We start from the raw sequence: 23,336 nt of genomic DNA, 5'->3' as shown, positions 1-23,336 counted from the left end.
TGGAGGGCGGGTACGTCTTCGACTGGCAGCCGACGCTCAGCGCCGAGTCGGTGCGGCAACGATCGGCGGCGCGGGCCGGAGCGCGCGGGTCAGGGCCGGGAGATGCGGTCGAAGAACGACTCCAGGTGCCGCTTCTGCAGCTCGACCGTGGAGAACTGCGGGCCGACCAGGCTCATCACGTTGGCGCCCGCGTTGAGCAGCACGAGCTCGTCCACCAGTTGCTCGTCGGGGATCGAGGTGTGGATGTCGCCGTCGGCGCGGCCCTCCTCGATCAGCCGGTGCAGCATGCCGCGCCAGGCACGCAGGTGCTCCAGGTACTTGTCGTACAGCTTGGGGTTGGTCAGCGAGGTCTGCCAGAAGATCAGCAGCACCCGGCCGGCCGTGATGCGCTCCTCGTCGATCGGCATCGCGGCCTCGCACATCTCGCGCAGTGCGCCCAGCCCGCGGCGGCCGTCGAGCTTGACGTAGCTGGTCACGATGGCCAGGGCGCGCTCGTACGTCGCCTCGATGATGTCTTCCTTGCCGGGGAAGTAGTGCTTGAGCGCGCCGTTGGCGAAGCCCGCCGCGTTCGCGATCTCGCGCATGGTGGCCGCCTCGATGCCCCCCTTCGTGATCAGGTCCCACGTGACGTCGATGATGTCGCTGCGACGCTGGTCGTGGTCGATGATCTTGGGCATGCGGCACCCCTCTGTACGGCGTTTCGTCTACCAGTGTAGGACAAAATGCCGGGAGGGCATGACCCGATCGTTAGCCGCGGGTGACCCGGACGTCATAGAGGGCGCCGGCGGTGTTCGTCTTGTGCGCGCAGGCCAGCCGTTCGATCTCGGCGGGGTCGGCTCCCCCGGCGATGAGATCGAGCAGGTGCTCGTGCTCCTCGACCGAACGGCGGGCCCGGCCCGGCAGATAGCCGAACACCGAGCGCCGCATGTGGTCCAGCCTGGTCCATTCGGCCTCCAGCAGGAAGTTCAGGTGCTCGTCGTCGCAGTGCTCGTAGACCGAGAAGTGGAAGGCGCGGTTGAGCGCGGTGAACGCGGCGGGGTCGAAGGAGTCGAGCGCCTGGAACAGCCGGGCGTTGATCTCGCGGGAGCGCGCCACGTCCGCCGGGCCCATGCGCGGGGCCGCGACGGCGGTCGCGTACCCCTCCAGGCGGGCCAGCACCTCCAGCGTGTGCCGCACCTGCGCCGCGTCGAAGACCGCGACGCGGGCGCCGACGTTGCGCACGACCTCCACCAGCCCGTCGGACTGCAGGCGGCGCAGCGCCTCGCGCAGGGGGATCGTGCTCACGCCGATCTCCCGCGCGAGGCGGTCCATGACGAGCTGGTAACCGGGGCCGTAGGTGCCGTCCAGGATGCGCGAACGCAGGATCTCGTAGCTGAGCTCCGCCTTCGACGCGACTCCGCCGGTGCTCGTCACGTGCCGAGCACCGGGCCGGACGCCGCGTCAGGGGCCGTGCCCGACGCCGGGCCGAGCGCCTCGCGGAGCACGGCGCGGAACTCGGGGCCGGCCAGCGCGCCGCGGTGGTCGCCGGGGACGGTGACCAGCCGGGCGCCGGGGGCCAGCGCGACGACGTTCTCGATGCCGGAGGTCATCATGTCCTGCGCGCCCGCCACGAACACCGGCGGCGTGCGCCCGGCCCAGCCCTTGGGCTCGAACGGCGTGCCGCGCAGGCCCTCGACCAGCCGCACCAGCCCGGCGGCCCGCTCCGGGTCGCCGCCGGAGGCGCCCGCGATCATCGCCGCGATCATGCCGGTCATCGGGTCGCCCGGCTCGCCGCCCGCGACGGCCGAGCGCAGCGCCGCCACGTCGAGCGCGGCGAACGGCTCGAACGGGCTGAGCCCGCCCAGCACGACCGCGCGCACCCGGTCGGGCGCCAGCTCCGGCAGCTCCCAGGCGAGCCGGGCGCCGAGCGAGTACCCCACCACGTCGAGCGGCCCCTCGCCGGTCAGGGCGAGCAGCGCGGCCGCGATCTCGGGCGCGCCCGCCGGCTCGGCCGGGACCGGGCTCTCGCCGTGACCGGGCAGGTCGGGCACGACGACCACGCGCCCGGCCGCGGCCAGCTCCGCCGCGATCCCGGTCTCCACCCAGTCCTGCCGCCCGCTGGAGGCGAACCCGTGCAGCAGCAGCACGGGCGGCGCCCCGGCGGGCCGGTCGGGCGTGAACGTCTGTACGGCCGTCATGTGCGCCGGCTCCTTCATCTCGTCTGGTACGCGGGTACGGGGAAGTCGACGACCACCTGGCCGGTGCCGCTGCTGCCGAAGTACGGGCAGAGCTGCTCGCCCCGACCGGTGTACTCGCGCCAGCCCAGCAGCCCGAACAGCATGGCGGTGTCGGCCATCGCCCCCTCGCCGGTGCACCGCTCGTTGTAGTCGGGCAACATGTCGAGGAATTCTGGGATGCGCCCTTCGTCCCACATCTCCAGCACCGCGTGGTCCACCTTGCGGTTCAGCTCGCTGCTCACGTCGTCGAGCAGCGACTCGGCGATCTCGTTGGGCGGGAAGGCGTGCGAGAGGGACCCGCTGGCCAGGAAGGCCACCTTCCTGTCGCTGCGAAGCACGGCCCGCAGCAGCGCCTCGCCGATCCGCCGGTTCTCCTCGACGGTCGAGTAGATGTTGCAGCCGATGGGCAGGACCCGGATGTCGGAGTCCTGGTTCATGAAGTACATCGGCACGAGTGTGGCGTACTCCAGGCCCAGGTCCTGGTAGGTGTGCACGCGGGCCTTCTGGCCGCCCGCGACGATCTCCTCGCGGATCAGCTCGGCCAGCTCGGGATCGCCCGCGTAGTCGTAGGCGAGGTCGTGGATGAAGTGCGGCAACTCATGGCTGACGTACGTGGCCTGGTGGCGCGGCTTGCCGTTGAGGTGGAAGCCGATGCTGTTCATCCAATGGGTGTCGGCGATCAGGAACGTGTCCGCGCCGCGCTCGCGCGCCCGCCTACCGACCTCGGTGAGGGCGAGCTCCGCGGGCCGGCGGATGCCGAAGTGTTTGCCGGGCTGGATCGACAGCCAGATCGACGGCACGTGCGTGATCTTGGCGGCCAGCACGATCTCACCCATCACGCCACTCCCCGGCCTGCTTGGGCGGTCTGAACCATCATCCGCACTCTCCTCTCCACTGATGACGTGATGAGCATCATGTAGGCATCTGATGGGGTATGTCGATATTGTTCCACATGCCATAACATAAATGATGTCGTATATGATTTGGAAGGAGACGAGGTGGGACACCCTCTCGGACTGTCACCAGGGAAGATCGTCGCGGTCCATCTGAACTACCGCGGCCGGGCCGCCGAGCGCGGTCGCACCCCTGCCGTCCCCTCCTACTTCCTCAAGCCGCCGACGTCCCTGTCCTGGTCCGGACGGCCCGTGGTGCGTCCCGAGGGGTGCGAGCTGCTGGCGTTCGAGGGCGAGATCGGCGTCCTGATCGGCAGCCGCGCCCATCGCGTCTCCCCCGAGCACGCGCTGGAGCACGTGGCCGGGTACGTGGCGGCCAACGACTTCGGCGTCTACGACTTCAAGCACGCCGACCTCGGCTCCAACCTGCGGGCCAAGGGCCAGGACGGGTTCACCCCGGTCGGCTCCGAACTGCTCACCGGCGCCGATCCCGGATGGTTGTGGCTGCGCACGTACGTCAACGGGAAGCTCGCCCAGGAGGCGTGCACCGACGAGCTGCTGTTCGGTTTCGACCTGCTCATCGCCGACCTGTCCCGGTACATGACGCTGGAGCCCGGCGACCTGATCCTGGCCGGCACCCCGGCGGGCTCGACCGTCGTACGGCCCGGCGACGTGGTGGAGGTCGAGCTGGAGGGCACGGCCCGGCTGCGCAACGAGGTCGTCGCCGGCCAGGGGCCACCCGCGGCATACGGCGTCCAGCCCCAGGTCACCGAGGCGACCAGGGCCGCCGCGTACGGCGCCGCCCACCCCGCCCCCGGCCCCCTGACCCCGGAGGTCGTCGCCGCGCTGCGCTCGGTCTCGACCGCGACGCTCTCCTCCCAGCTCCGCGCACGCGGCATCGACCACCACTTCATCGAGGGCGTCCGCCCCGCCCGTCCCGACCTGCGCATGGTCGGCGTCGCACGCACCCTGCGCTACCTGCCGCTGCGCGAGGACGTCTTCGCCGAGCGCGGCGGCGGCATGAACGCCCAGAAGCGCACCGTCGAGGAGCTCCAGCCGGGCGAGGTGCTGGTCATCTCCGCCCGCGGCGAGCACGGCGCGGGCACGCTGGGCGACATCCTGGCCATGCGCGCCCTGCGCCGCGGCGCGGCCGGCGTCGTCACCGACGGCGGCCTGCGCGACAGCCCCTCCTTCGCCTCGCTCGACCTGCCCGCCTACTACGGCGCCGCGCACGCCGCCGTGCTCGGCCGCCGCCACGTCCCGATGGACTCCCAGGTGCCGGTGGACTGCGGCGGCGTGCTGGTGTGTCCCGGCGACGTGCTGGTGGGCGACGCCGAAGGAGTCGTCGTCATCCCGCCCGCGCTGGTCGCCGAGGTCGCCGGGGACGCCGCCCGGCAGGAGGACGAGGAGCGTTTCATCCTCGATCGCGTCTGCGAGGGAGCCTCGATCGACGGCCTCTACCCGCTGAAGGGCGCCTGGCGCGAGGCGTACGAGCAGCAGCGCTGACCCCCCAAAAAGGAGAACCCATGAAGTTCCGCTCGGATCCGTCGACCATTCGCGGATCCATCGCCCCCGTGGTGACGCCGTTCGCCGCCGACGGGTCGCTGGACCTCGACTCGTTGCGCTCGCTGGTGCGCTGGCAGCTCGACCAGGGCTCGCACGGCGTCTCGACCGGCGGGTCCACCGGCGAGCCAGGCGCCCAGTCCGTCGAGGAGCGCGTCGCGGCGATGGCCGTGGTGGCCGAGGAGACCGCCGACCGGGTGCCCTTCCTGCCCGGCACCGGCTCGGCCAAGCTCGACGAGACCCTGCGGCTGACCGCCGAGGCCGAGCGCCTGGGCGCCGACGCCGCGCTGGTCATCACGCCCTACTACGCCCGTCCCACCCAGGAAGCCCTCTACCGGTGGTACGCCACGGTCGCCGCCGAGTTCCCCGCGCTGCCGATCGTGATCTACAACGTGCCCTCGCGCACCGCCGTCGACATCGCCCCCGCGACCGTGGCCAGGCTGCGCCGCGACCACGACAACATCGTCGGCATCAAGGAGACCACCAAGGACTTCGAGCACTTCTCGCACGTGCTCAACCTGTGCGGGCGCGACTTCCTCATGTGGTCCGGCATCGAGCTGCTCTGCCTGCCGCTGCTGGCCATCGGCGGCGTCGGCTTCGTCAGCGCGGCGGCCAACCTCGCGCCGAAGACCGTGGCCCGCATGTACGAGACGTACACGTCCGGCGACCACGCGACCGCGCTGGAGCTGCACTACTCGCTGCACCCGCTGGTCGAGCTGCTGTTCGTGGAGACGAACCCGGCGCCCGCCAAGTGGGTGCTGGAGCAGCGCGGCCTGATCGCCTCCGGCCACGTACGGGCCCCCCTGATCACCCCCACCGAGCCCGGCATCGCCCGGATCAACGAACTACTGGCACAGAGCGAGGGAGTCGCCTGATGAAACTGGAGCACTACATCGGCGGCCGGCACGTCCCGAGCCAGTCCGGTGCGACCTTCACCGCGCTCGACCCGACCACGAACGAGCCGTACCTGGAGGTGGCCGCGGGCGGCGCGGCCGACGTGGACGCGGCCGTCGCCGCCGCCCAGAAGGCGTTCACCGACGGCCCGTGGAGCACGATGCCCGCCGAGCAGCGGGCCGGGACGCTGCGCGCGGTCGCGGCGGCCATCGAGTCCAGGGACGACGAGATCGCCGCGCTGGAGTGCCGGGACACCGGCCTGCCGATCACCCAGGCCCGCGGCCAGGCCCGCCGCGCGGCGCACAACTTCCGCTTCTTCGCCGACGTGATCACCACCATGGGCGAGGACGTCTACCGCGTCGGCTCCGCGCAGCTCAACTACGTCGTGCGCAAGCCGGTCGGCGTGGCCGGGCTGATCACGCCGTGGAACACGCCGTTCATGCTGGAGACCTGGAAGCTGGCCCCGGCGCTGGCGGCCGGGTGCCCGGTGGTGCTCAAGCCGGCCGAGTGGTCACCGGCGTCGGCGAGCCTGCTGCCGGAGATCATGGAGGAGGCCGGGCTGCCCGAGGGCGTGTTCAACCTGGTCCACGGCATCGGCGAGGACGCGGGCGCGGCCCTGGTGGCCCACCCCGACGTGCCGGTGATCTCCTTCACCGGCGAGAGCGGCACCGGGCAGACCATCATGCGCAACGCCGCGTCGTCGCTGAAGACGTTGTCGATGGAGCTGGGCGGCAAGTCGCCGCTGCTCGTCTTCGCGGACGCCGACCTGGAGCGGGCGCTCGACGCGGCCGTCTTCGGCGTGTTCTCGCTGAACGGCGAGCGCTGCACGGCCAGCTCGCGGATCCTCGTCCAGGACACCGTGTACGAGGAGTTCGTGGCCAGGCTGGCCGAGCGGGCCGCGCGGGTACGCGTCGGCGCGCCCGGCGACCCCGCCACCGAGCTGGGCGCGCTCATCCATCCCGAGCACTACGAGCGGGTCATGGAGTACGTCGAGCTCGGCTCGCGCGAGGGCGCCCGCCTGGTCGCCGGCGGGTCCCGGCCCGAGCACCTGACGGCGGGCAACTTCCTGGCCGCGACGGTGTTCGCCGACGTGGCCCCGACCATGCGGATCTTCCAGGAGGAGATCTTCGGACCGGTCGTCTGCGTGACGCCCTTCTCCACCGAGACGGAGGCGGTGGAGCTGGCCAACGCGACCCGGTACGGCCTGGCGGCGTACCTGTGGACCAACGACCTGCGCCGGACGCACCGGCTGGCCCAGTCGATCGAGGCGGGCATGGTCTGGGTCAACTCCCAGAACGTGCGCGACCTGCGCACGCCGTTCGGCGGGGTGAAGGCCAGCGGCGTGGGCCGGGAGGGCGGCAGGCACAGCATCGACGTCTACACCGAGTCGCACATCGTGCACCTGGCCACCGAGGACCTGCCGATCCCCCGGTTCGGAGCCGCCTGAGCCGGCACGTCCTCCGCCGGGCCGCTCCTTCGGCCCGGCGTGGGACGTGGACGCCGAGAAGTGCGCGGAGTTACGCTCCCGGTGGCCGATACGGCGGTGATGGCCATCTTTGGGGGGGAACCCAATGAGCTACACACTTTTGCGCGGCAGCTTCGTGATTCGTTACCCGGACCTTCCCCGGCAGGGCCCCGAGCCCGACGGCGACACGATCAAGTTCAGGCCGGACACGCCCGCGCTGGTCGAAGGGCTGGCCCGGCCGTCCGGACGGCCGCCGGAGCTCAGCGCGCGCGGCATCTCCGTCCGCCTGGAGGCCATCGACGCCCTCGAGACCCACTTCCAGGACACCCACCAGGAGCTGACCGGCGCGAACGCCGCCCGCGACGAGCTGCTGCGCCTGCTCGGCTTCACGAACGTGCACTTCTACGACGACCTGCCCAACAAGGTCCGCTCGGCCGACCAGGACGAGCTGCGCGGGCACGTCCTCAGCAACGGCATCGACGCCAACGGCCGGCTGATCGGCTTCGCGTTCACCGGCGAGCACCCCGGGCCCGACGGGCAGGCCGTGTTCCTCGACGAGGCGCTGGTGGACACGTCGGCGAACGCCAGGCTGCTGGCCGCCGGGCTGACGTACCCGGCCTTCTACGCCACGCTGCCCGCGACGCTGCGCACGCACCTGGCCGGCGTGTCGCGTGCGGCCAGGACGGCGGCGTCGCCCACCGGCATCTGGCCACGTTCGGCCGCCGACCCCGACGGGCCCGCCGAGGTCGGCTCGCTGGACGCGCTCACCGGGCTCGTCATGTGGCCGAAGCTGTTCCGCCGGCTGGTGCCCTACCTGGCGACCGGGGCGGCGAACCTCGACGGCTTCGACGCCTGGCTCCGGGCCGACCCCGTCAACCGGGACGACGCGGTGTTCCTGCTGGACCGGCTCGAACACGGCAACCTGCACGACGTGATCCGGGCCTCGGGCATCCAGATCCAGCTCACGGCCTGGCCCGAGGACTTCGTCATCAGCCCCGACCCGGCGCCGCCCGGCGCGCCCGTCGTCGCGCGCCCGCCGTCCACCGGGGACGTGCTGATCGTGGCCGCGCTGCCCGACCCGGTGGGGGCCGACCGGGGGCACGAGACCGTCACCCTCCTCAACGTCACCGGCCGGTCCGTGGACCTCGGCGGGTGGGGGCTGGCGGACTCGAAGGGCGGGCGCATGGAGCTGACGGGGGTGCTGGCGGGCGGGGGCGTGCTGCAGGTCGTGCTCGACGGCCGGGTACAGCTCCGCAACCAGGGCGAAACCATCCTCCTCGTCTCCCCCGAGGGCGTCACGATCGACCAGGCCACCTACAAACCCGACCACGTCCGCCCCGGCCACACCATCTGCTTCGGCCGCTGACCACCCCGTCCCCCCACCCGCCCGCGCAGGAACCCGCCGCACACAGGAAGCCCCGCCCCGCCCCGCCGCGTCCCTCGCCCTGAACGCCTTCCGCCTTGCATGGGGGAACCCTCGCCCTGAGCGCCCGCGTTTCGGCGGTGCTCAGGGCGAGGGGCAGGCGGGTGGTGGTCAGGTGAGCAGGGTTGCCAAGGCGTCCGCCGTGGCCGGATGGGTGGTGAGGAGGGTTTCGACCTCACGGTGCCGGGGCCCGGCGGCAGGGGTGGTCTGCTGCCAGCCGCCTTCGCAGCCCAGCAGCCCCGCCACCGCGTCGCACGTCGCCGGATGACCCGCCAGCAGCTCGGCGACCGGCCCGGACGCGACCGCGGGGGCCGCCTTCGGCGCGGCAGCCGCCGTACGGGCCCACGGCGGTGTCCAGGCGTCGACCGCCGTCAGGCTGCCGGGGAACGTGCGCCCGGCCTCCCGGACGAGGACCGGCATCAGCTCGCCCGCCTGGTCGCGCAGCGTCGTGATCAGCTTCGGCAACCACGGCAGCAGCACCTGGTCGGGCAGCCGTCCGAACGCCTTGGAGATCACCTCCACCACGAACCCGGACAGCGCCGGAGCCGGCTCCATCGCCTGCACGAACCCGGTGATGTACTGCGGGAACGACGGGATGACCAGCGGGTTGCCGAGCAGCTCGTCGCACCGCGACCGCAGCTCGGCCAGCGGCAGCAGCCCCAGCAGGTGCTGGGCGGCCCACAGCAGCGCCACCTTGGCCGGCGCCTCCGGATGCGACTGCCGCACCGCGATCTCCAGCTGCGCCCGGTCGCACCCGAGCGCCAGCGCCAGCCCCTCCATCGTGAACAGGAACCCGAGCATCGCCGACACCTGCCGCACCCCGGTGTCGTCCTCGACGAACGCGGTGGGGAGCAGGGTGCAGTAGTGCGCGTACCCCTCGGTCACGAACGCCTCGCACCACGCCGGCAGCGTGGGCTCGGCGGTGCGGTAGTAGGCCAGCAGGCGGCGGATGCGGCGCAGCACGTCGGGCGCGTCGTCGACGCCGCGCTCGGTGGCGAGCAGCTCCACCGCCCGCGCGCCCAGCTCGTCGGCGACGCGCCCGCCGCCCAGGTAGAGGATGGCGTCCTCGACGGCGGCCAGGGCCACGGCGGCGGTGGCGTCCGGCTCCCAGACCGCGCGCCGCAGCCGCTGTTCGACCACCTGCTCGATGGTGACGCCCTCGTAGCCGAGCTCGATGATGGCCCGCTGGTTGCGGCCGAGCGCGAGGTCCCAGCTCTCCTGGATGGGCCGCTCGCCGAGCTTGCGCTCGCCCATGATCGGCCGGGCCGCGTCGGCGGGCAGCAGGAAGCGCAGCATCCACAGCAGGTCGGAGCAGGGCCGCAGCTCCGGGTCGGAGTGCAGGTCGAGCAGCGCCCGCTGGATCGTGCGCTTGTCGAAGTCGACGCCGAGCGGCCGCAGCCGGTCGTAGACGTTCTGGGCCAGCGGCGGCAGCGCGTCGTAGCCGACCGAGCCGATGCGGTCGCCGCCGAGCAGGATCTCGCACAGGCGCCGCACGTCGCGCCGGCCCGGCACGACGTCCTTCTCGATGCAGGTGACCGCCGCGTCCTGGAAGTCGTACGGCGTGGGCCTGGCCCGGTTGCGCATGCCGGCCAGCAGGATCGACGTCTCGAACACCGCGATGGCGTCGGCGGTGCTGGCGAGGTAGCCGTTGCGCCGGGCCAGCCGGACGATGTCGACGCTCCAGCCCAGCAGCTCGGCCTCGTCGAGCGCGTCGAGCGTGGGCGGCCTGGACAGGAACCCGGTCAGCCGGTCGGCGACCTGCGCCGGCGCGGCCGGCGCGGGCAGCTTGACCGGCCGTTTCCGCGCCCCCTTCTGCCCGCTGAGCTGGAACGGGGTCAGCTTGCTCCGCGTCACCGCCTTGGCCCAGGTGGCGGCGGCGATCGACACCGACCCCGAGGCCAGCCCGAACTGCGCCTCGATGGCCGAGTGGCTGGAGGGGATCAGCCCGTACAGCCAGCGGGTCGCGGTGCGGGGGCCGATCTCGTACGGAGCCGTGGCGGCCAGGCCGAACTGCTCGACGCGGCTGGCGGCGTGGAAGGCGCCGCAGACGTAGAGGCAGTCGGCCGGGTCGGCGCCCGAGGCGGACAGGTGCTCGCGCATCCTGGTCCACATGTAGCGCTCGCGCTCCTCGTCGCCGGCCAGCCGGTCGTCGTCGGGGCGCAACCGGCGGAACAGGCTGCCGATGAGGACCATGACCTGGCGGTAGGTGTCGTAGTCGGCGCCGGAGAGCGGCTGCTCGACGTACTGGTCCCACCACTCCGACCAGTGGCGGACCTTGCCGTGGTGGAGCAGGTGCTCCTCCAGCTCGGCGAAGCGGGGGCGCAGGTCGCCGATCTCCACGCCGACGGCGTCGCCGTGCAGGCCGGCCTCCTCCCCCGGTTTCGCCGGCTCCTCCCGTTCGCGCGGCAGCCACTGGAAGACGTGGTCGGCCGAGCGGTCGACCAGCACCAGCTCGACGCCCGGGGTCTCCAGCGCGTACGAGATGGCCTGGTACTCGGCCGACGCCTCGGTGATCGGGGCCACCACGCTCAGCGGCCCCGAGCCCTTGGGGAAACCGTCGAGGTCGGTCGCGAACGCCTGGAGCGCCACCGGGAGCCGGCAGTTGCGCAGCTCGGTCAGCAGCGGGGCCAGGTCTTCGCAGAGCTCCAGGTAGATGACCTTGGGCTGCTTCTCCCGCAGGCGGCGCACCATGGCCAGCGCCGAGGCCGGCGAATGGTGGCAGACCGGGAAGATCTCCAGCTCCTCGCGCAGCGCCCGGTCGACGTCCTCGACGATGCCGGTGAGGATGGACGACACCGCGCCGGCGCCCGCGAAGGCCGAGGCGGCCTCGCTGAGCTGCTCCTTCAGCGGTTGGAAGAGGCTCATGACAGGGTGGAGATGGCCTGGCGGCCGCCCTCGAGGAAGTCCTGCCACGGGCCGCCGTCCTTCTTGCTGCGCGGCTCGACCACACCGTGCCAGTACTTGTTGAGGATGGCCAGGTCCTCCGGGCTGCGCCGGGCCAGCGAGCCGACCAGCGAGCCGGCCAGCGTATCGGGGCGCAGCGTGCGGTCGCCGAAGAAGTGGCTGTGCAGGATGGCGTCCTCCAGCACGCCGATCTGCTCGGCCGTGGACAGCGCGGACTCCAGCTTCTCGTCGTCGCTGGTCGCCGAGGCGGCCGCGGCCCGCAGGTCGGCGAAGCTCTGCAGCAGGATGTCCAGCAGCGTGGGCGGCAGGTCGAGCTCGATCTGGTGCCGGCGCAGCAGTTCCTCGGTACGGAACCGGACGATCTCCGCCTCGCTCTTCTTGTTCGTCACCACCGGGATGCGGACGAAGTTGAAGCGGCGCTTGAGCGCGGAGGACAGGTCGTTGACGCCCCGGTCGCGGCTGTTGGCGGTGGCGATGATCGAGAAGCCGGGCTGGGCGAAGACGATGTTGTCGTCGTCGAGCTCGGGGATGGAGACGTACTTCTCCGACAGGATGGAGATCAGCGCGTCCTGGACGTCGCTGGTCGAGCGGGTCAGCTCCTCGAAGCGGCCGATCACGCCCTGCTCCATGGCGTTCATGATCGGCGAGGGGATCATCGACTCGCGCGACTGGCCCTTGGCGATGACCATCGAGACGTTCCACGAGTATTTGATGTGGTCTTCGGTGGTGCCCGCGGTGCCCTGCACGACCAGCGTGGAGTTGCGGGAGATCGCCGCGGACAGCAGCTCGGCCAGCCAGCTCTTGCCCGTGCCCGGGTCGCCGATCAGCAGCAGGCCGCGGTCGGAGGCCAGCGTCACGATGCTGCGCTCGACGAAGCTGCGGTCACCGAACCACTTCTGCGGGATCTCGCGGTCGAGCCCGTCGGAGCGCTCGGAGCCGAGGATGAAGATGCGGATCATGCGCGGGCTGAGCCGCCACGAGAACGGCTTGGGGCCGTCGTCGACCGACTCCAGCCAGTCGAGCTCGTCGGCGTACTTCACCTCTGCGGGGGCGCGCAGCATGTCACTCATGGTCGGGGGTTCTCCTAGGTGAGGAAGTTCTTGAGCTCGAAGACGAGCTTGCGGACGTGGCCCGAGAGCACGGGGGTGCCCAGGTCCTTGAGTTTCTGGCGGTACCACGGGTCGACGCTCTGGTGGCCGGAGCTGTTGACCGAGCCGACGGGGATGAACTTGACCCCCGAGCGGTGGATCGACCCGAAGTCGTTGATCAGCGAGCGGTTGTCGTAGAAGTCGGAGATCCACACCATCACGGTGTTGCGCGGATCGGCGATCTTCGGCCTGGCCAGGGCCATCGCGGCCGTGCCGTCGGTGCCGCCGCCGAGCGTCGTGCGCAGCAGCACCTCGAACGGGTCGTGCACCCACGGCGTCAGGTCGAGCGCGCGGGTGTCGTACGCGACGAGGTGCACGTCGACCTTGGGCAGGCCGGCGAAGATCGAGGCCAGGATGGTGCAGTTGACCATCGCGTCGACCATCGAGCCCGACTGGTCGACGACCACGATGAGCCGGGCCGGCGTGGTGCGGCGGGCCGTCTGCCGGTAGTAGAGCCGGTCGACGTAGAGCCGCTGGTCGTCGGAGCTCCAGTTGGTGAGGTTCTTCCAGATCGTGCGCTCGATGTCGAGGTTGCGGAAGACCCGCTTCGGCGGCACCGACCGGTCGATGACGCCCACGCTGGTCTTCTCCACCTGCGTGCGCAGCACCTCGGCGACCTCGTCGACGAACCTGCGGATCAGCGCCTTGGCGTTGGCCAGGGCGACGCCCGACAGGTTGGACTTGTCGCGCAGCAGCTGCTCGATGAGCGACATGCTGGGGGTGAGCTGCCTGGCCAGGGCTGGGTCGGCCAGCACCTCGCGCAGGCGCATGCGCTTGACCAGGCCGCCCTCGATCATGGCGAGCACGGCGGCCAGCTCTTCGTTGCCCGGCCCGTGCCGCAGGCCGCCGGGCTCGCAGCCCATGCCCTTCTCGAACCAGGCGGCGTCCTGCTTCCAGCGGGCCAGGTCGCCCGCCGTGACGTCGCCCGTGCCGGTGGAGAACACGTTGAGCAGCAGCTTGGAGACCAGGGCGGCGCGGCGCACCTCGCCGCCCTCCTCGTGCTCCTTGTCGGCCATCAGGTCCTGGAGCTCGGCGCCCAGCTCGGGGAACCGCTGGACGAGGGTGTCCACCGAGACGCCGGGGTCGAGCAGCGCGGGCGGCAGCTCCAGGTCGCCGACGATGCCCATGCTGGCCGTCTCCAGCGCGGGCTGCTCGTCGGCCGAGAACAGCCGCGACATGAGCCGCCAGTACAGTACTTGGCGCCGGGTCTCGTCGGCGCTCGTGGTCGAGTCGGTCATTTCCGCAGCAGCCGTCCTGCCCGTTCGCGCAGCACGGCGACCACGTCGCCGGCCTTGGCCTCGGCCTTGACGACCTTGGGGTCGGTCGGGCCGTTCGCCCAGTCGCCGTTGTGCACGGTGACCGGCTTCTTCTTGACCGTGGCCTGGACGGCGAGCGGCTGCAGCAGCCACCTGCCGCCGTCGCGGCGCACCAGCCCGACGCACGCCGTGGACGCGGCCACCAGCTCCGGCGTGAGCGGGCAGCTCGCCGGGAGCCGGTCGAGATCGAGGGCGAGCTTGTTGCCGCCCAGGACGAGGGTGTGCCCGTCGACCGTGTACCCCTCGACCAGCACCGGCTCGGCGATGCGCACGGGGTGGCGGTCGAGCGGCGGCGTGGCCGGGGCCAGCGCGCCCGCGAGCTGCACCCGCGCGGTGGTGAACGGGTCGGCCTCGGCGCCGGTGCGGGCGCGGTCGTCGTGCCACAGCAGGTCGCCGCCGGGCAGCAGCGGCATGCCGTCGATCTCCACGGACCGGTGGTCGGCCAGCGCGCCCATGAGCACGGGCCGGCCGCCGAACAGCCGCCACACCGACGGCCCCACGATGGTGTCGACCTTGGCCGCCGCGACGCTGGTACGCACCAGCCGCGTCTGGCCGCCGGCCTCCTCCAGGACGCCGTGCACCTGCACCCGGACGACCGTGGCGTGCTCGTGCACGTCGGCGCCGAGGATCAGCAGCCGCCCCGACACCGGCTCGGGCACGCCGTGCCACGGGCCTGACTGGGCGAGCAGCAGCCCGCGCGTCCACAGGTCGGCCCACCGCCTGAGCGGCAGCCGGTCCATGGTCGCCACCGGGGACGAGGCCCGCAGCTCGGTCGCCAGGCCGTCGAGCAGCACGGCGAGCCCGCGCAGCTCGGGCACCGCGAGCAGCGCCTCGATCGCCTGGTCGGCGCCGGAGACGAGGTCGTCGTCGACGCCCCGCCAGCCGGTGATCGCCAGCTCCCGCAACCACACCCGGCACCCGGCCAGCAGGTTCTCCGGCACGCCGCCCACGGACGCCGCCCCTGTTGTGGCGTCCGTGGCGGCGGCCGGCGGCCAGGGTGCGCGGCTGCGGCCCAGAGCCTGGTCGAGACGGGCGAGCAGGGCGTCGTGCACCGCGCCGAACAGCGCGGCCCGCCCGCCGGCCAGCGCCGCCAGATGCTCGTCGGCGACCGACCCCGCGGTCACCTTCTCCACCGCCTCGCCCAGCCGGTCGCCGAGCGGCGAGCCCGCGAGCGCGCCGGCCAGCGCCGCCAGCGCCGCGGCGGGCTCTTCCGCGACCCGGGCGAACCCGTGCCCGAGCGCGCCGTCGAACCCCGTGGCGAGCGCGAGCGCCTCCTCGACCCCGGCCGGCCCGTCGCCGGCCAGCTCCCCGAGCTGTACGTCGAGCATCAGCCCACCTCTCCCGTCTCGGGCCCCATCGCCGGGAACCAGTGGAGCTCGGCCAGCGGCTCGGTGCTGTCGGGCACCTCCAGGTAGGCCAGATGGCGCAGGAACCGGCTGAACACCACGGCCGCCGGGGTGCGCTGGGGAGTGCCGTTCAGCGCGCTCATCAGGTGGCCGCCCTCGGGCACCTCGACGCGCAGGTAGCGGGCCACCCGGTCGAGGCCGTACTGGAGCACGGCCTCGTCGGCCAGCATGCGGATGTGCTTGCACGCGTAGCCGTGCAACGCGCCGCACGGGCGGTTGTTGTTGGTGCTGCAGCTCAGGTCGTGGGTGCCGGCGGCGATCGACGAGACGTAGACCCGCTCGATGTCGGACCCGCTCGACACGACCCCCTGCAACCTGCCGTCAGCCAGCTCGACGAAGGGCACCTTCGCCAGCTTGCGCGGCTGGACCGGCGGCACCACCCGCACGACGCTGCGCTGCTCCCACGCGGTTTCGTCCGCGTCCAAGGTCTCGACCTCCAGTCTGACGGCATGCTCGCGCCGACAGCCAACTCCGATGGGCTTGATCAACAGACCCGGAAATCTACCGGAGGCCACCGACAGACCGGACGTGAACGATCATTCACATGGAGGTCGAGCGGGCCGGAGGCCGTGCGCGGGCTCGTACCCCGCGCACGGCGCCCCGCCGCTCAGGACGTGACGGCCGTCCAGGTCGGGTGGTCGCCGGGGCCGAGCTCCACGAAACCGGGCAGCTCGCGCAGCGCCAGCTCGGCCCCGCCCGGCGTGTACGTCGCGATGATCCGCAGCGGCCGCCATCCGGTGTTGAAGGTGGAGTGCAGCGTGCCCTTGGGGATGTAGATCGCCTCACCGGCCCTGACCGGGAACTCCGGGTCGTCGCCGACGGTCTGCCGCCCCTCGCCCTCGATGACGTAGAGGACCTCGTCGGAGTCGGGGTGCAGGTGGCGTTCGTGGCCCTTGTTCGGGTTGATGATGACCTCGCCGAACGTGGAGGAGGCGCCCGGCACGGCGTCGGGCGTCACGTGCCATTTGATGGCCCCCCAGTCGAAGAGCATCGTGGGAAGGGCGTCCGGTCGTCGGTGCATGGCGGGTTCCTCCTGGTCAGAGCTGCTTGAAGGCGCGGACCTGTGCGGCGATGGCCCGCTCGGCGGGCAGGCGTTCCATCGAGGACGCGCCGAAGAACCCGGCGACGCCGACCGTGCGCTGCTGGATGTGGCGCACGTCGTCGGGCTCGGCGATGGGACCGCCGTGGCACAGCACGATGACGTCGGGGTTGACGGCGACGGCGGCGTCGCGCATCTCCTGGATGCGTACGGCCGCCTCGTCGAGGCCGATCGCGGTGACGGCGCCGATGCTGCCCTTGGTGGTCAGGCCCATGTGCGGGACGAGGATGTCGGCGCCCGCCCGCGCCATGGCCGTGGCCTGCTCGGGGGTGAACACGTAGGGGGCGGTGAGCAGGTCGCGCTCGGCGGCCAGCCTGATCATCTCCACCTCCAGGTCGAAGCCCATGCCGGTCTCCTCCAGGTTCGCCCGGAAGACACCGTCGATCAGGCCGACCGTCGGGAAGTTCTGGACGCCGGTGAAGCCCATGTCCTTCAGCTCGTCGAGGAAGCGCGGCATCAGCCGGAACGGGTCGGTGCCGCACACCCCGGCCAGCACCGGCGTGTCCTTGACGACCGGCAGGACCTCCCCCGCCATCTCCACGACGATCGCGTTGGCGTCGCCGTACGGCATCAGGCCGGCGAGCGAGCCGCGGCCGGCCATCCGGAACCGCCCGGAGTTGTAGATGATGAGCAGATCGACCCCGCCCGCCTCGGCGGACTTGGCCGACAGCCCGGTGCCCGCGCCGCCGCCGATGATCAGCCGGCCCGCCTCCCGCTCGGCGCGCAACCTCCGCAGTGCCTCGTCGCGACGCATCAGGCCCCCTTCTCGATCAGCCGGTGCAGCCGGTCGGCGGCCGCGACGGCGAACTCCGCGTTGTTGATGTCCTGGTCGCTCCGCACGACCTCGACGGCGCTGCCCGCGACGGCCGCGAGCACGGCGTCGAAGCAGGCCGCGTCGGCCGCCGGGTCGTGGAACGGGCCGCCCTCGACGTCGACGGCCGAGACGCCGCCGCGCGGCACGAACAGCGTGACCGGCCCCGACGCGCGGGCCAGCCGCTCGCCGATCGCCCGCCCGATCTCGGCGTTCTCGGCGGGAGTGGTGCGCATGAGCGTCACCGTCGGGTTGTGGACCAGGAGCTGCCGTGACCGGAAACGTTCCGGCACGGTCTCCATCGGGCCGAAGTTGACCATGTCGACCGCGCCCAGGCTGACGACCTGCGGGATTCCGGCCCGCCCCGCGGCGGTCAGGCGGTCGGGGCCCGCCGACAACACGCCGCCGACGAGCTCGTCGGCCAGCTCGGTGGTGGTCAGGTCGAGCACCCCGGCGAAGTGGCCGCCGGCCGCCAGCGCCTCCATGGCCCGGCCGCCCGAGCCGGTGGCGTGGAAGACCAGCACCTCGTAGCCCAGGGACTCCAGGCGGGCCCGCGCGGCGTCGACGGCGGGCGTGGTGACGCCGAACATCGTGGCCGCGACCAGTGGTTTGTCCTCCCCGGACGGCTCGGCGCCGGCGTCGTAGGAGGCGGCCATCGCGCTGATCGCGGCGGCGGCGTTGGTCAGGATGCGGCGGGAGACGGAGTTGACGCCCGCGACGTCGACGACGCTGTACATGAGCGTCACGTCGGTCTCCCCGACGTAGGCCGAGACGTCGCCGCTGACCATGGTCGAGACGAGCAGTTTGGGCAGGCCGACGGGCAGCGCCCGCATGACGGCGGCGGCGATGGAGGAGCCGCCGCTGCCGCCGAGCGCGAGCACGCCACTCAGCTCGCCGCGGGCGTGCAGGTCCTTGGCCAGGGCCGTGGCCCCGGCCGCCATCGCCGCCAGCGCGGCGCCGCGGTCGCCCGCGCTCCTGAGCCGGTCGAGGCCGGTGCCCGCGGCCCGCGCCACGGCCTCGGCGGGGACGTCGGCGGTCAGCTCCGGGGTGCCCATGACGCCGGTGTCCATGAGGACGACGCCCTGCCCGGCCCGGATGATCAGGTCGCGGACGAGGGCGTACTCCTCCCCCTTGGTGTCGAGGGTGCCCAGCAGCAGAACCGCCATGTCAGACCTCCTACGATCGGCCTTCCGACCTTACCCCGGCGATCTCCGCGTGGCGGATGCCGAGGACGTCCACGTCGTGCTCGGACAGCGGGCGGGAGCCGAAGATGCGGCGTTCCTCCTCGGTGATGGCGACGTCGTTGATGCTGGCCTCCCGGCGGCGCATCAGCCCCGACTCGTCGAACTCCCACTGCTCGTTGCCGTAGCTGCGCCACCACTGGCCGGCGGCGTCGCGGGACTCGTACTGGAAACGGACGGCGATGCGGTCGCCGGTGAACGCCCACAGCTCCTTGCGCAGGGCGTAGTTCAGCTCGCGGTCCCACTTGCGGCGCAGGAACCCGGCGATCTCGGCGCGGCCGGTGACGAACTCGCCGCGGTTGCGCCACACGGAGTCCTCGGTGTAGGCGAGCGCGACGCGCTCGGGGTCGCGGGTGTTCCAGGCGTCCTCGGCGGCCTGGACCTTGATCCGGGCGGTCTCCTCGGTGAACGGCGGAACGGGCGGGCGTGTCATGAGATGTCCTCTCCGATCGAGAGAACGGTCGTTCTCCCGGGTTGTGCGATAGCGTAGAGAACGATCGTTCTCCGCGGCAAGCACCTGGAGGGGTGTCATGGATCACGAACAGCGGTTGCTGGACGCCGCGGGCGACCTCTTCTACCGCCGCGGGGTGCAGGCGGTCGGCATGGACGAGATCCGGGCCGCCTCCGGCGTCTCGCTGAAACGCCTCTACCAGTGCTTCCCGTCGAAGGAGGCGCTGGTCGTGGCCTACCTGCGGCGGCGCGACGAACGCTGGATGACCTCGCTCACCGCGTACGTGGCCGACGCCGGCGACCGCATCCCGGCGGTCTTCGCGTGGCTGGAACGCTGGTTCACCGAGGACGACTTCCGCGGCTGCGGGTTCGCCAACGCCTTCGCCGAGCTGGGCGCCGGTTCGGCGGACGTCCGTACCGCGGTGCGCGAGCACAAGGAGCGCCTGCGCGCCTACCTGCGCTCGCTCGCCGAGGAGGCCGGAGCGGGCGATCCCGGCCTGCTCGCCGAGCAGTTGCTCACCCTGATCGACGGCGCCACGGTGACCGCGATGATCTCGCAGCAGCCGGGCGCGGCCCGCTCGGCCGGGCAGGCCGCGACGACCCTGGTCCACCGGCACCGGCGGCCCTGAACGCGAAAAGAGCGCACCCCCCGCAGGGAGTGCGCTCTTTCGCGTCGCAGGATCAGGCGGCGTACGACGGGTAGCCGTAGCCGACGACCTGGGAGGTCGGGCGGACACGCTGCTCGACCTTGCCGTTGCCGGTGTTGCCCTCGATCGTGGAGATCGTGCCGTCGCCGTTGTCCTTGACGACGAAGCCGACGTGCTGGATGTCGTTCAGGCTCTTGCTGCCGCTCCAGGAGAAGAAGACGACGGCGCCCGGCTTGGCCTCGGTGCCCCAGCGGTCGTTGGCGGCGAACCACTTGGCGTGGCTCACGGTGTAGGCGTCCCAGCCGACCTGCGGGCGGGCGCCGGTCTGCTCGCCGACCCAGGAGACGAACATCGAGCACCAGGGGGCGTTCAGGTACATGGCGCGGTTGCCGCCGTCACGCGCGGCGGTCTCGGCGGCGCGCTGCGAGTCGGCGTACCACTTCTGGAACTTGGTGCCGCCGCCGTTGGCGTCCTCGGAGGTGCCGACCTGGGCGCGGGCCGTCGCCAGCACCTGGGCGGCGGTGACGTTGACCTTGCCCTTGGCGCTCTCGTCGGCGGCGCGGTTCTGCGCGACGTGCGGCTGGGCGGCCACGCCGGCGACCTTGGCGGTCTGGGTGGCGGTGTGGGCGGTGGTGGTGTCGGCGTTCACTGCCGCGTGCGTGCCGAGCACGCCGGCGACGGCGGTCGCGCCGAGGGCGATCTTGGCGAGGTCGAGCTTGTAGGCACGGTGAAGACGGTGCTTGGCCATGAGGGTGTTACTCCTTGCGCTTCCGTGCCGCTTGCCGGGTTAGCTGACGGGTTCGGGCGGGAAGCTGCCCTACGGCACCACGGCGCCGATTCACCCCATTGGACACATGGGTCCCCGGTTCCGCGCACAGGCGGATTCAGCGGTCTCTTGGTCAGGCGAAAGGGCTGACGCATCGTCTTCCCGGGCCCGGGAAAGGGCCTGAAGGTATATGTGCGACGCCCGGATGCGGAGATGTCCGCATCGACTCTGTACAACACGGGTCGAGCTTGGGTAATTCCCAGGCAATGCCATCCCTACCTGGGACGACTCCCCGTTTGGCTGTGTACAACCAAGCTACCCGGCGAGTAATTCCCAGGCAAATGGCGGCATTGAATTCGACGGTGCGTGGGAGAAACGCTACGCACCGAATCGGTTCACGCCACGTGCGCCTTTATCGCCACGCTCGTGAGGGCCAGCAACAATTCCAGATCGGGCTCCGCGTCGACCTGCACGGCGACCCAGGCGCGGTCGCGGCAGGCATGGACCTGGTCGCACTCCCGCAGGTACGGCTCCAGGCGGCCGATGGCGGGGGCGGTGAGCCGTACGTGGATCTCGTCCCGGCCGGCCAGGCGCAGGATCTCGGTTCCGTGTACGGCGAAGGCGACCTGCTGACCGGTGCCGCTGACGTTCAGCGACGGCCAGGACCGTAACTCCGCGACCGCGCGGACCACGTAGGGCCCGCGTCGCGTGGGCGTCCGCCGCCAGGCGGAGATTCCTGCCACGCTCCAATGCTGAGCCACGGCTCACCCCGCCGTCAGCCCCCGTTCCTGAACCGTTATCCCGTCGTGAACGGGCGCGTCCGGGGTCTGACCGGCACGATTACGGACACCTGACCGATGAGTATTGACGCTCCCCCAGGCAGAGGCTACCGTCGATTCACAACTTAAAGGAAACTTTCCTAATAGTTTCCCCAGAAGTCTCCCATCCCACTCCCCACACACCCCCCAACGGATGTCGGAGCGACATGAAACACACCATTCTGAGCAAGGTCCTGGCGGGAATGGCGGCATTGGCCCTGCCCCTCACCGCGGCCGTGGCCGCCCCAGCGCTCGCCTCCGCCAGCACGGTGGCGTACGCGGCGGCCTGGGCCCCGTGGACCGCCTACACGGCGGGCACGGTCGTCACCTACAACGGCGTCGACTACGTCTGCCTCCAGGCGCACACCTCCCAGCCCGGCTGGGAGCCGCCGAACGTGGCGGCGCTGTGGAAGGTCTCCGGTGGCGGCGGCAGCGACACGACCGCGCCGTCGGTGCCGGGCAACCTGCGCTCGACCGGCGTCACGGACACGAGCGTGGCCCTGGCCTGGAACGCCTCCACCGACAACGTGGCCGTGACCGGCTACGAGGTCTACCGCGGCGGCACTTTGGTCACCACCGTCACGGGCACCACGTACAACGACACCGGCCTCACCGCGAACACGGCCTACAGCTACACCGTGCGCGCGCGTGACGCGGCCGGCAACCGCTCGGCCAACAGCAACCAGATCTCCGCGACGACCACCGGCGGCGGTGGCGGCGACGACAAGACCCCGCCGTCGGTCCCCGGCAACCTGCGCTCGACCGGCGTCAGCAACAGCAGCGTCTCGCTGGCCTGGAACGCCTCCACCGACAACGTGGCGGTCACCGGCTACGAGATCTACCGCGGCGGCACCCTGGTCACCACCGTCACGGGCACCTCGCACACCGACACCGGCCTCAGCGCCAACACGTCGTACAACTACACCGTGCGCGCGCGTGACGCGGCGGGCAACCGCTCGGCCGACAGCAACCAGATCACCGCGACCACCACGGGCGGCGGCGGTGGCGGCGGCAACAAGGTGCTGGGCTACTTCGTCCAGTGGGGCATCTACCAGCGCGGCTACCACGTCAAGAACATCGACACCAGCGGCTCGGCGGCCAAGCTGACCCACATCAACTACGCGTTCGGCAACGTGCAGAACGGGCAGTGCACGATCGGCGACAGCTACGCCGACTACGACCGCTTCTACCAGGCGGGCGAGAGCGTCGACGGCGTCGCCGACACCTGGGACAACGGCGCGCTGCGCGGCAACTTCAACCAGCTGCGCAAGTTGAAGAAGAAGTACCCCAACCTGAAGGTGCTCTTCTCCTTCGGCGGCTGGACCTGGTCCGGCGGCTTCGGCCAGGCGGCGCAGAACCCGACGGCCTTCGCCGACTCCTGCTACAAGCTGGTGGAGGACCCCCGCTGGGCCGACGTCTTCGACGGCATCGACATCGACTGGGAGTACCCGAACGCCTGCGGCCTGACCTGTGACACCAGCGGCGCGGCGGCGTTCAAGAACGTGATGTCGGCGCTGCGCTCGCGCTTCGGCGCGAACAACCTCGTCACCGCGGCCATCACCGCCGACGGCAACGACGGCGGCAAGATCGACGCGGCCGACTACGGCGGCGCCGCCCAGTACGTCGACTGGTACAACGTCATGACGTACGACTTCTTCGGCGGCTGGGACGCGCAGGGCCCGACCGCCCCGCACTCGCCGCTCACCACCTGGGACAAGATCCCGGTCCCCGGCTTCTACACCGACAACGCCATCCAGAAGCTCAAGAGCAAGGGCGTCCCGGCCGCCAAGCTGCTGCTCGGCATCGGCTTCTACGGCCGCGGCTGGACCGGCGTGACCCAGGCCGCGCCCGGCGGCACGGCGACGGGCCCGGCGCCCGGCACGTACGAGCAGGGCATCGAGGACTACAAGGTCATCAAGACCCGCTGCCCGTCCACCGGCACGGTCGCGGGCACGGCCTACGCCTACTGCGGCAACCAGTGGTGGAGCTACGACACGCCGAGCACCATCGGCGGCAAGATGAGCTACTCGAAGAACCAGGGCCTCGGCGGCGCGTTCTTCTGGGAGCTCAGCGGTGACACCACCAACGCCGAACTCCTCACGGCCATGAAGAACGGCCTCGGGTAAGTTCGCACGTCAGGGCCGGTCCCGGGTTCCGGGGCCGGCCCTTCGCCGTCTCCGGCGCGCCGGAGGACGGAACGCGGACGCCTTGGGAGAAGCTGGTCACCGGGGGTGAACGACGATTCTCTGGGGTGGCGGGCACAGGCGGCCCTTCTT

Annotated in this window: 21 protein-coding genes and 1 riboswitch; of the genes, 6 read left to right on the top strand and 15 right to left on the bottom strand. The window is 71.6% G+C overall.

All coding sequences use genetic code 11. The features are described from left to right. Nucleotides 1-89: 89 nt before the first annotated feature. The 4 genes from ABZ459_RS35135 to hpaD all read right to left on the bottom strand — a co-directional run bounded on the left by ABZ459_RS35135 (nucleotide 90) and on the right by hpaD (nucleotide 3,052). Nucleotides 90-677: a TetR/AcrR family transcriptional regulator gene (locus tag ABZ459_RS35135; protein WP_352352627.1), complete on the bottom strand. Its 588-nt coding sequence runs from the start codon at nucleotides 675-677 to the stop codon at nucleotides 90-92. A 70-nt stretch (nucleotides 678-747) separates the two neighbouring features. After that, a complete protein-coding gene (locus tag ABZ459_RS35130; protein WP_357979597.1) occupies nucleotides 748-1,413 on the bottom strand; it encodes a GntR family transcriptional regulator in 666 nt (221 codons plus the stop codon). Next, nucleotides 1,410-2,177: an alpha/beta hydrolase gene (locus ABZ459_RS35125; RefSeq protein ID WP_357979595.1), complete on the bottom strand. Its 768-nt coding sequence runs from the start codon at nucleotides 2,175-2,177 to the stop codon at nucleotides 1,410-1,412. Before ABZ459_RS35125 ends, ABZ459_RS35130 begins: the two co-directional genes overlap by 4 nt. A 14-nt stretch (nucleotides 2,178-2,191) precedes the next feature. Then, nucleotides 2,192-3,052, bottom strand: coding sequence for a 3,4-dihydroxyphenylacetate 2,3-dioxygenase (gene hpaD, locus ABZ459_RS35120; RefSeq protein ID WP_357979593.1), 861 nt, complete (start codon nucleotides 3,050-3,052; stop codon nucleotides 2,192-2,194). A gap of 162 nt (nucleotides 3,053-3,214) precedes the next feature. Here hpaD and ABZ459_RS35115 point away from each other — a divergent pair, with 162 nt between their 5' ends. The 4 genes from ABZ459_RS35115 (at nucleotide 3,215) to ABZ459_RS35100 (ending at nucleotide 8,397) form a co-directional block, all read left to right on the top strand. Beyond that, nucleotides 3,215-4,615 (top strand): fumarylacetoacetate hydrolase family protein, encoded by a 1,401-nt coding sequence (locus tag ABZ459_RS35115; RefSeq protein WP_357979591.1) that lies wholly within the window; start codon nucleotides 3,215-3,217, stop codon nucleotides 4,613-4,615. Between the two features lie 20 nt (nucleotides 4,616-4,635). Continuing rightward, nucleotides 4,636-5,547, top strand: coding sequence for a 4-hydroxy-tetrahydrodipicolinate synthase (gene dapA, locus ABZ459_RS35110; RefSeq protein WP_357979589.1), 912 nt, complete (start codon nucleotides 4,636-4,638; stop codon nucleotides 5,545-5,547). Continuing rightward, nucleotides 5,547-7,013 (top strand): 5-carboxymethyl-2-hydroxymuconate semialdehyde dehydrogenase, encoded by a 1,467-nt coding sequence (gene hpaE / locus ABZ459_RS35105; RefSeq protein WP_357979587.1) that lies wholly within the window; start codon nucleotides 5,547-5,549, stop codon nucleotides 7,011-7,013. Before dapA ends, hpaE begins: the two co-directional genes overlap by 1 nt. Before the next feature lie 124 nt (nucleotides 7,014-7,137). Next, entirely contained in the window at nucleotides 7,138-8,397 is a 1,260-nt protein-coding gene (locus ABZ459_RS35100; protein WP_357979585.1) for a lamin tail domain-containing protein, read from the top strand. A gap of 168 nt (nucleotides 8,398-8,565) precedes the next feature. On the opposite strand, the gene ABZ459_RS35095 is transcribed toward ABZ459_RS35100, so the two are convergent. The 9 genes from ABZ459_RS35095 to ABZ459_RS35055 all read right to left on the bottom strand — a co-directional run bounded on the left by ABZ459_RS35095 (nucleotide 8,566) and on the right by ABZ459_RS35055 (nucleotide 18,812). Further along, complete coding sequence (locus ABZ459_RS35095; RefSeq protein WP_357979583.1) at nucleotides 8,566-11,319, bottom strand: DUF5682 family protein; 2,754 nt, start codon at nucleotides 11,317-11,319, stop codon at nucleotides 8,566-8,568. After that, a complete protein-coding gene (locus ABZ459_RS35090; protein WP_357693738.1) occupies nucleotides 11,316-12,428 on the bottom strand; it encodes an AAA family ATPase in 1,113 nt (370 codons plus the stop codon). The genes ABZ459_RS35095 and ABZ459_RS35090 overlap by 4 nt, the downstream gene beginning before the upstream one ends. Nucleotides 12,429-12,442: 14 nt before the next feature. Then, nucleotides 12,443-13,744, bottom strand: a complete 1,302-nt coding sequence (locus tag ABZ459_RS35085) for a VWA domain-containing protein (RefSeq protein ID WP_357979581.1) — start codon at nucleotides 13,742-13,744, stop codon at nucleotides 12,443-12,445. After that, on the bottom strand, nucleotides 13,741-15,150 hold the full coding sequence (locus tag ABZ459_RS35080) for a hypothetical protein (protein WP_357979579.1): 1,410 nt from the start codon (nucleotides 15,148-15,150) through the stop codon (nucleotides 13,741-13,743). The genes ABZ459_RS35085 and ABZ459_RS35080 overlap by 4 nt, the downstream gene beginning before the upstream one ends. Further along, a complete protein-coding gene (locus ABZ459_RS35075) occupies nucleotides 15,150-15,653 on the bottom strand; it encodes a hypothetical protein (RefSeq protein ID WP_357979577.1) in 504 nt (167 codons plus the stop codon). The genes ABZ459_RS35080 and ABZ459_RS35075 overlap by 1 nt, the downstream gene beginning before the upstream one ends. Nucleotides 15,654-15,835: 182 nt before the next feature. Continuing rightward, a complete protein-coding gene (locus tag ABZ459_RS35070) occupies nucleotides 15,836-16,249 on the bottom strand; it encodes a cupin domain-containing protein (protein ID WP_357979575.1) in 414 nt (137 codons plus the stop codon). A gap of 16 nt (nucleotides 16,250-16,265) precedes the next feature. Then, on the bottom strand, nucleotides 16,266-17,081 hold the full coding sequence (locus ABZ459_RS35065) for a phosphoenolpyruvate hydrolase family protein (protein WP_357979573.1): 816 nt from the start codon (nucleotides 17,079-17,081) through the stop codon (nucleotides 16,266-16,268). Continuing rightward, nucleotides 17,081-18,304: a Tm-1-like ATP-binding domain-containing protein gene (locus ABZ459_RS35060; protein ID WP_357979571.1), complete on the bottom strand. Its 1,224-nt coding sequence runs from the start codon at nucleotides 18,302-18,304 to the stop codon at nucleotides 17,081-17,083. Before ABZ459_RS35060 ends, ABZ459_RS35065 begins: the two co-directional genes overlap by 1 nt. 10 nt (nucleotides 18,305-18,314) lie before the next feature. Continuing rightward, on the bottom strand, nucleotides 18,315-18,812 hold the full coding sequence (locus ABZ459_RS35055) for a nuclear transport factor 2 family protein (protein WP_357979569.1): 498 nt from the start codon (nucleotides 18,810-18,812) through the stop codon (nucleotides 18,315-18,317). A gap of 97 nt (nucleotides 18,813-18,909) precedes the next feature. Between ABZ459_RS35055 and ABZ459_RS35050 the strand changes: the two genes are divergently transcribed. Beyond that, a complete protein-coding gene (locus ABZ459_RS35050; protein ID WP_357979567.1) occupies nucleotides 18,910-19,458 on the top strand; it encodes a TetR/AcrR family transcriptional regulator in 549 nt (182 codons plus the stop codon). Nucleotides 19,459-19,510: 52 nt separating this feature from the next. On the opposite strand, the gene ABZ459_RS35045 is transcribed toward ABZ459_RS35050, so the two are convergent. Both ABZ459_RS35045 and ABZ459_RS35040 read right to left on the bottom strand, forming a co-directional pair. Then, nucleotides 19,511-20,224, bottom strand: a complete 714-nt coding sequence (locus ABZ459_RS35045; RefSeq protein WP_357979565.1) for a CHAP domain-containing protein — start codon at nucleotides 20,222-20,224, stop codon at nucleotides 19,511-19,513. A gap of 13 nt (nucleotides 20,225-20,237) precedes the next feature. Beyond that, nucleotides 20,238-20,376: riboswitch (cyclic di-AMP (ydaO/yuaA leader) on the bottom strand. Between the two features lie 261 nt (nucleotides 20,377-20,637). Next, nucleotides 20,638-20,985 (bottom strand): luciferase family protein, encoded by a 348-nt coding sequence (locus ABZ459_RS35040; RefSeq protein ID WP_357979563.1) that lies wholly within the window; start codon nucleotides 20,983-20,985, stop codon nucleotides 20,638-20,640. 242 nt (nucleotides 20,986-21,227) lie between these two features. On the opposite strand from ABZ459_RS35040, the gene ABZ459_RS35035 reads away from it, so the two are divergent. Continuing rightward, a complete protein-coding gene (locus tag ABZ459_RS35035) occupies nucleotides 21,228-23,186 on the top strand; it encodes a glycosyl hydrolase family 18 protein (protein WP_357979561.1) in 1,959 nt (652 codons plus the stop codon). Nucleotides 23,187-23,336 lie beyond the last annotated feature (150 nt).

The organism is Nonomuraea sp. NPDC005692 (assembly GCF_040631115.1).
Classification (GTDB): Bacteria; Actinomycetota; Actinomycetes; order Streptosporangiales; family Streptosporangiaceae; genus Nonomuraea.
The sequence above is the reverse complement of the archived record's forward strand: the minus strand, read 5'-3'. Positions and strand labels throughout refer to the sequence as shown.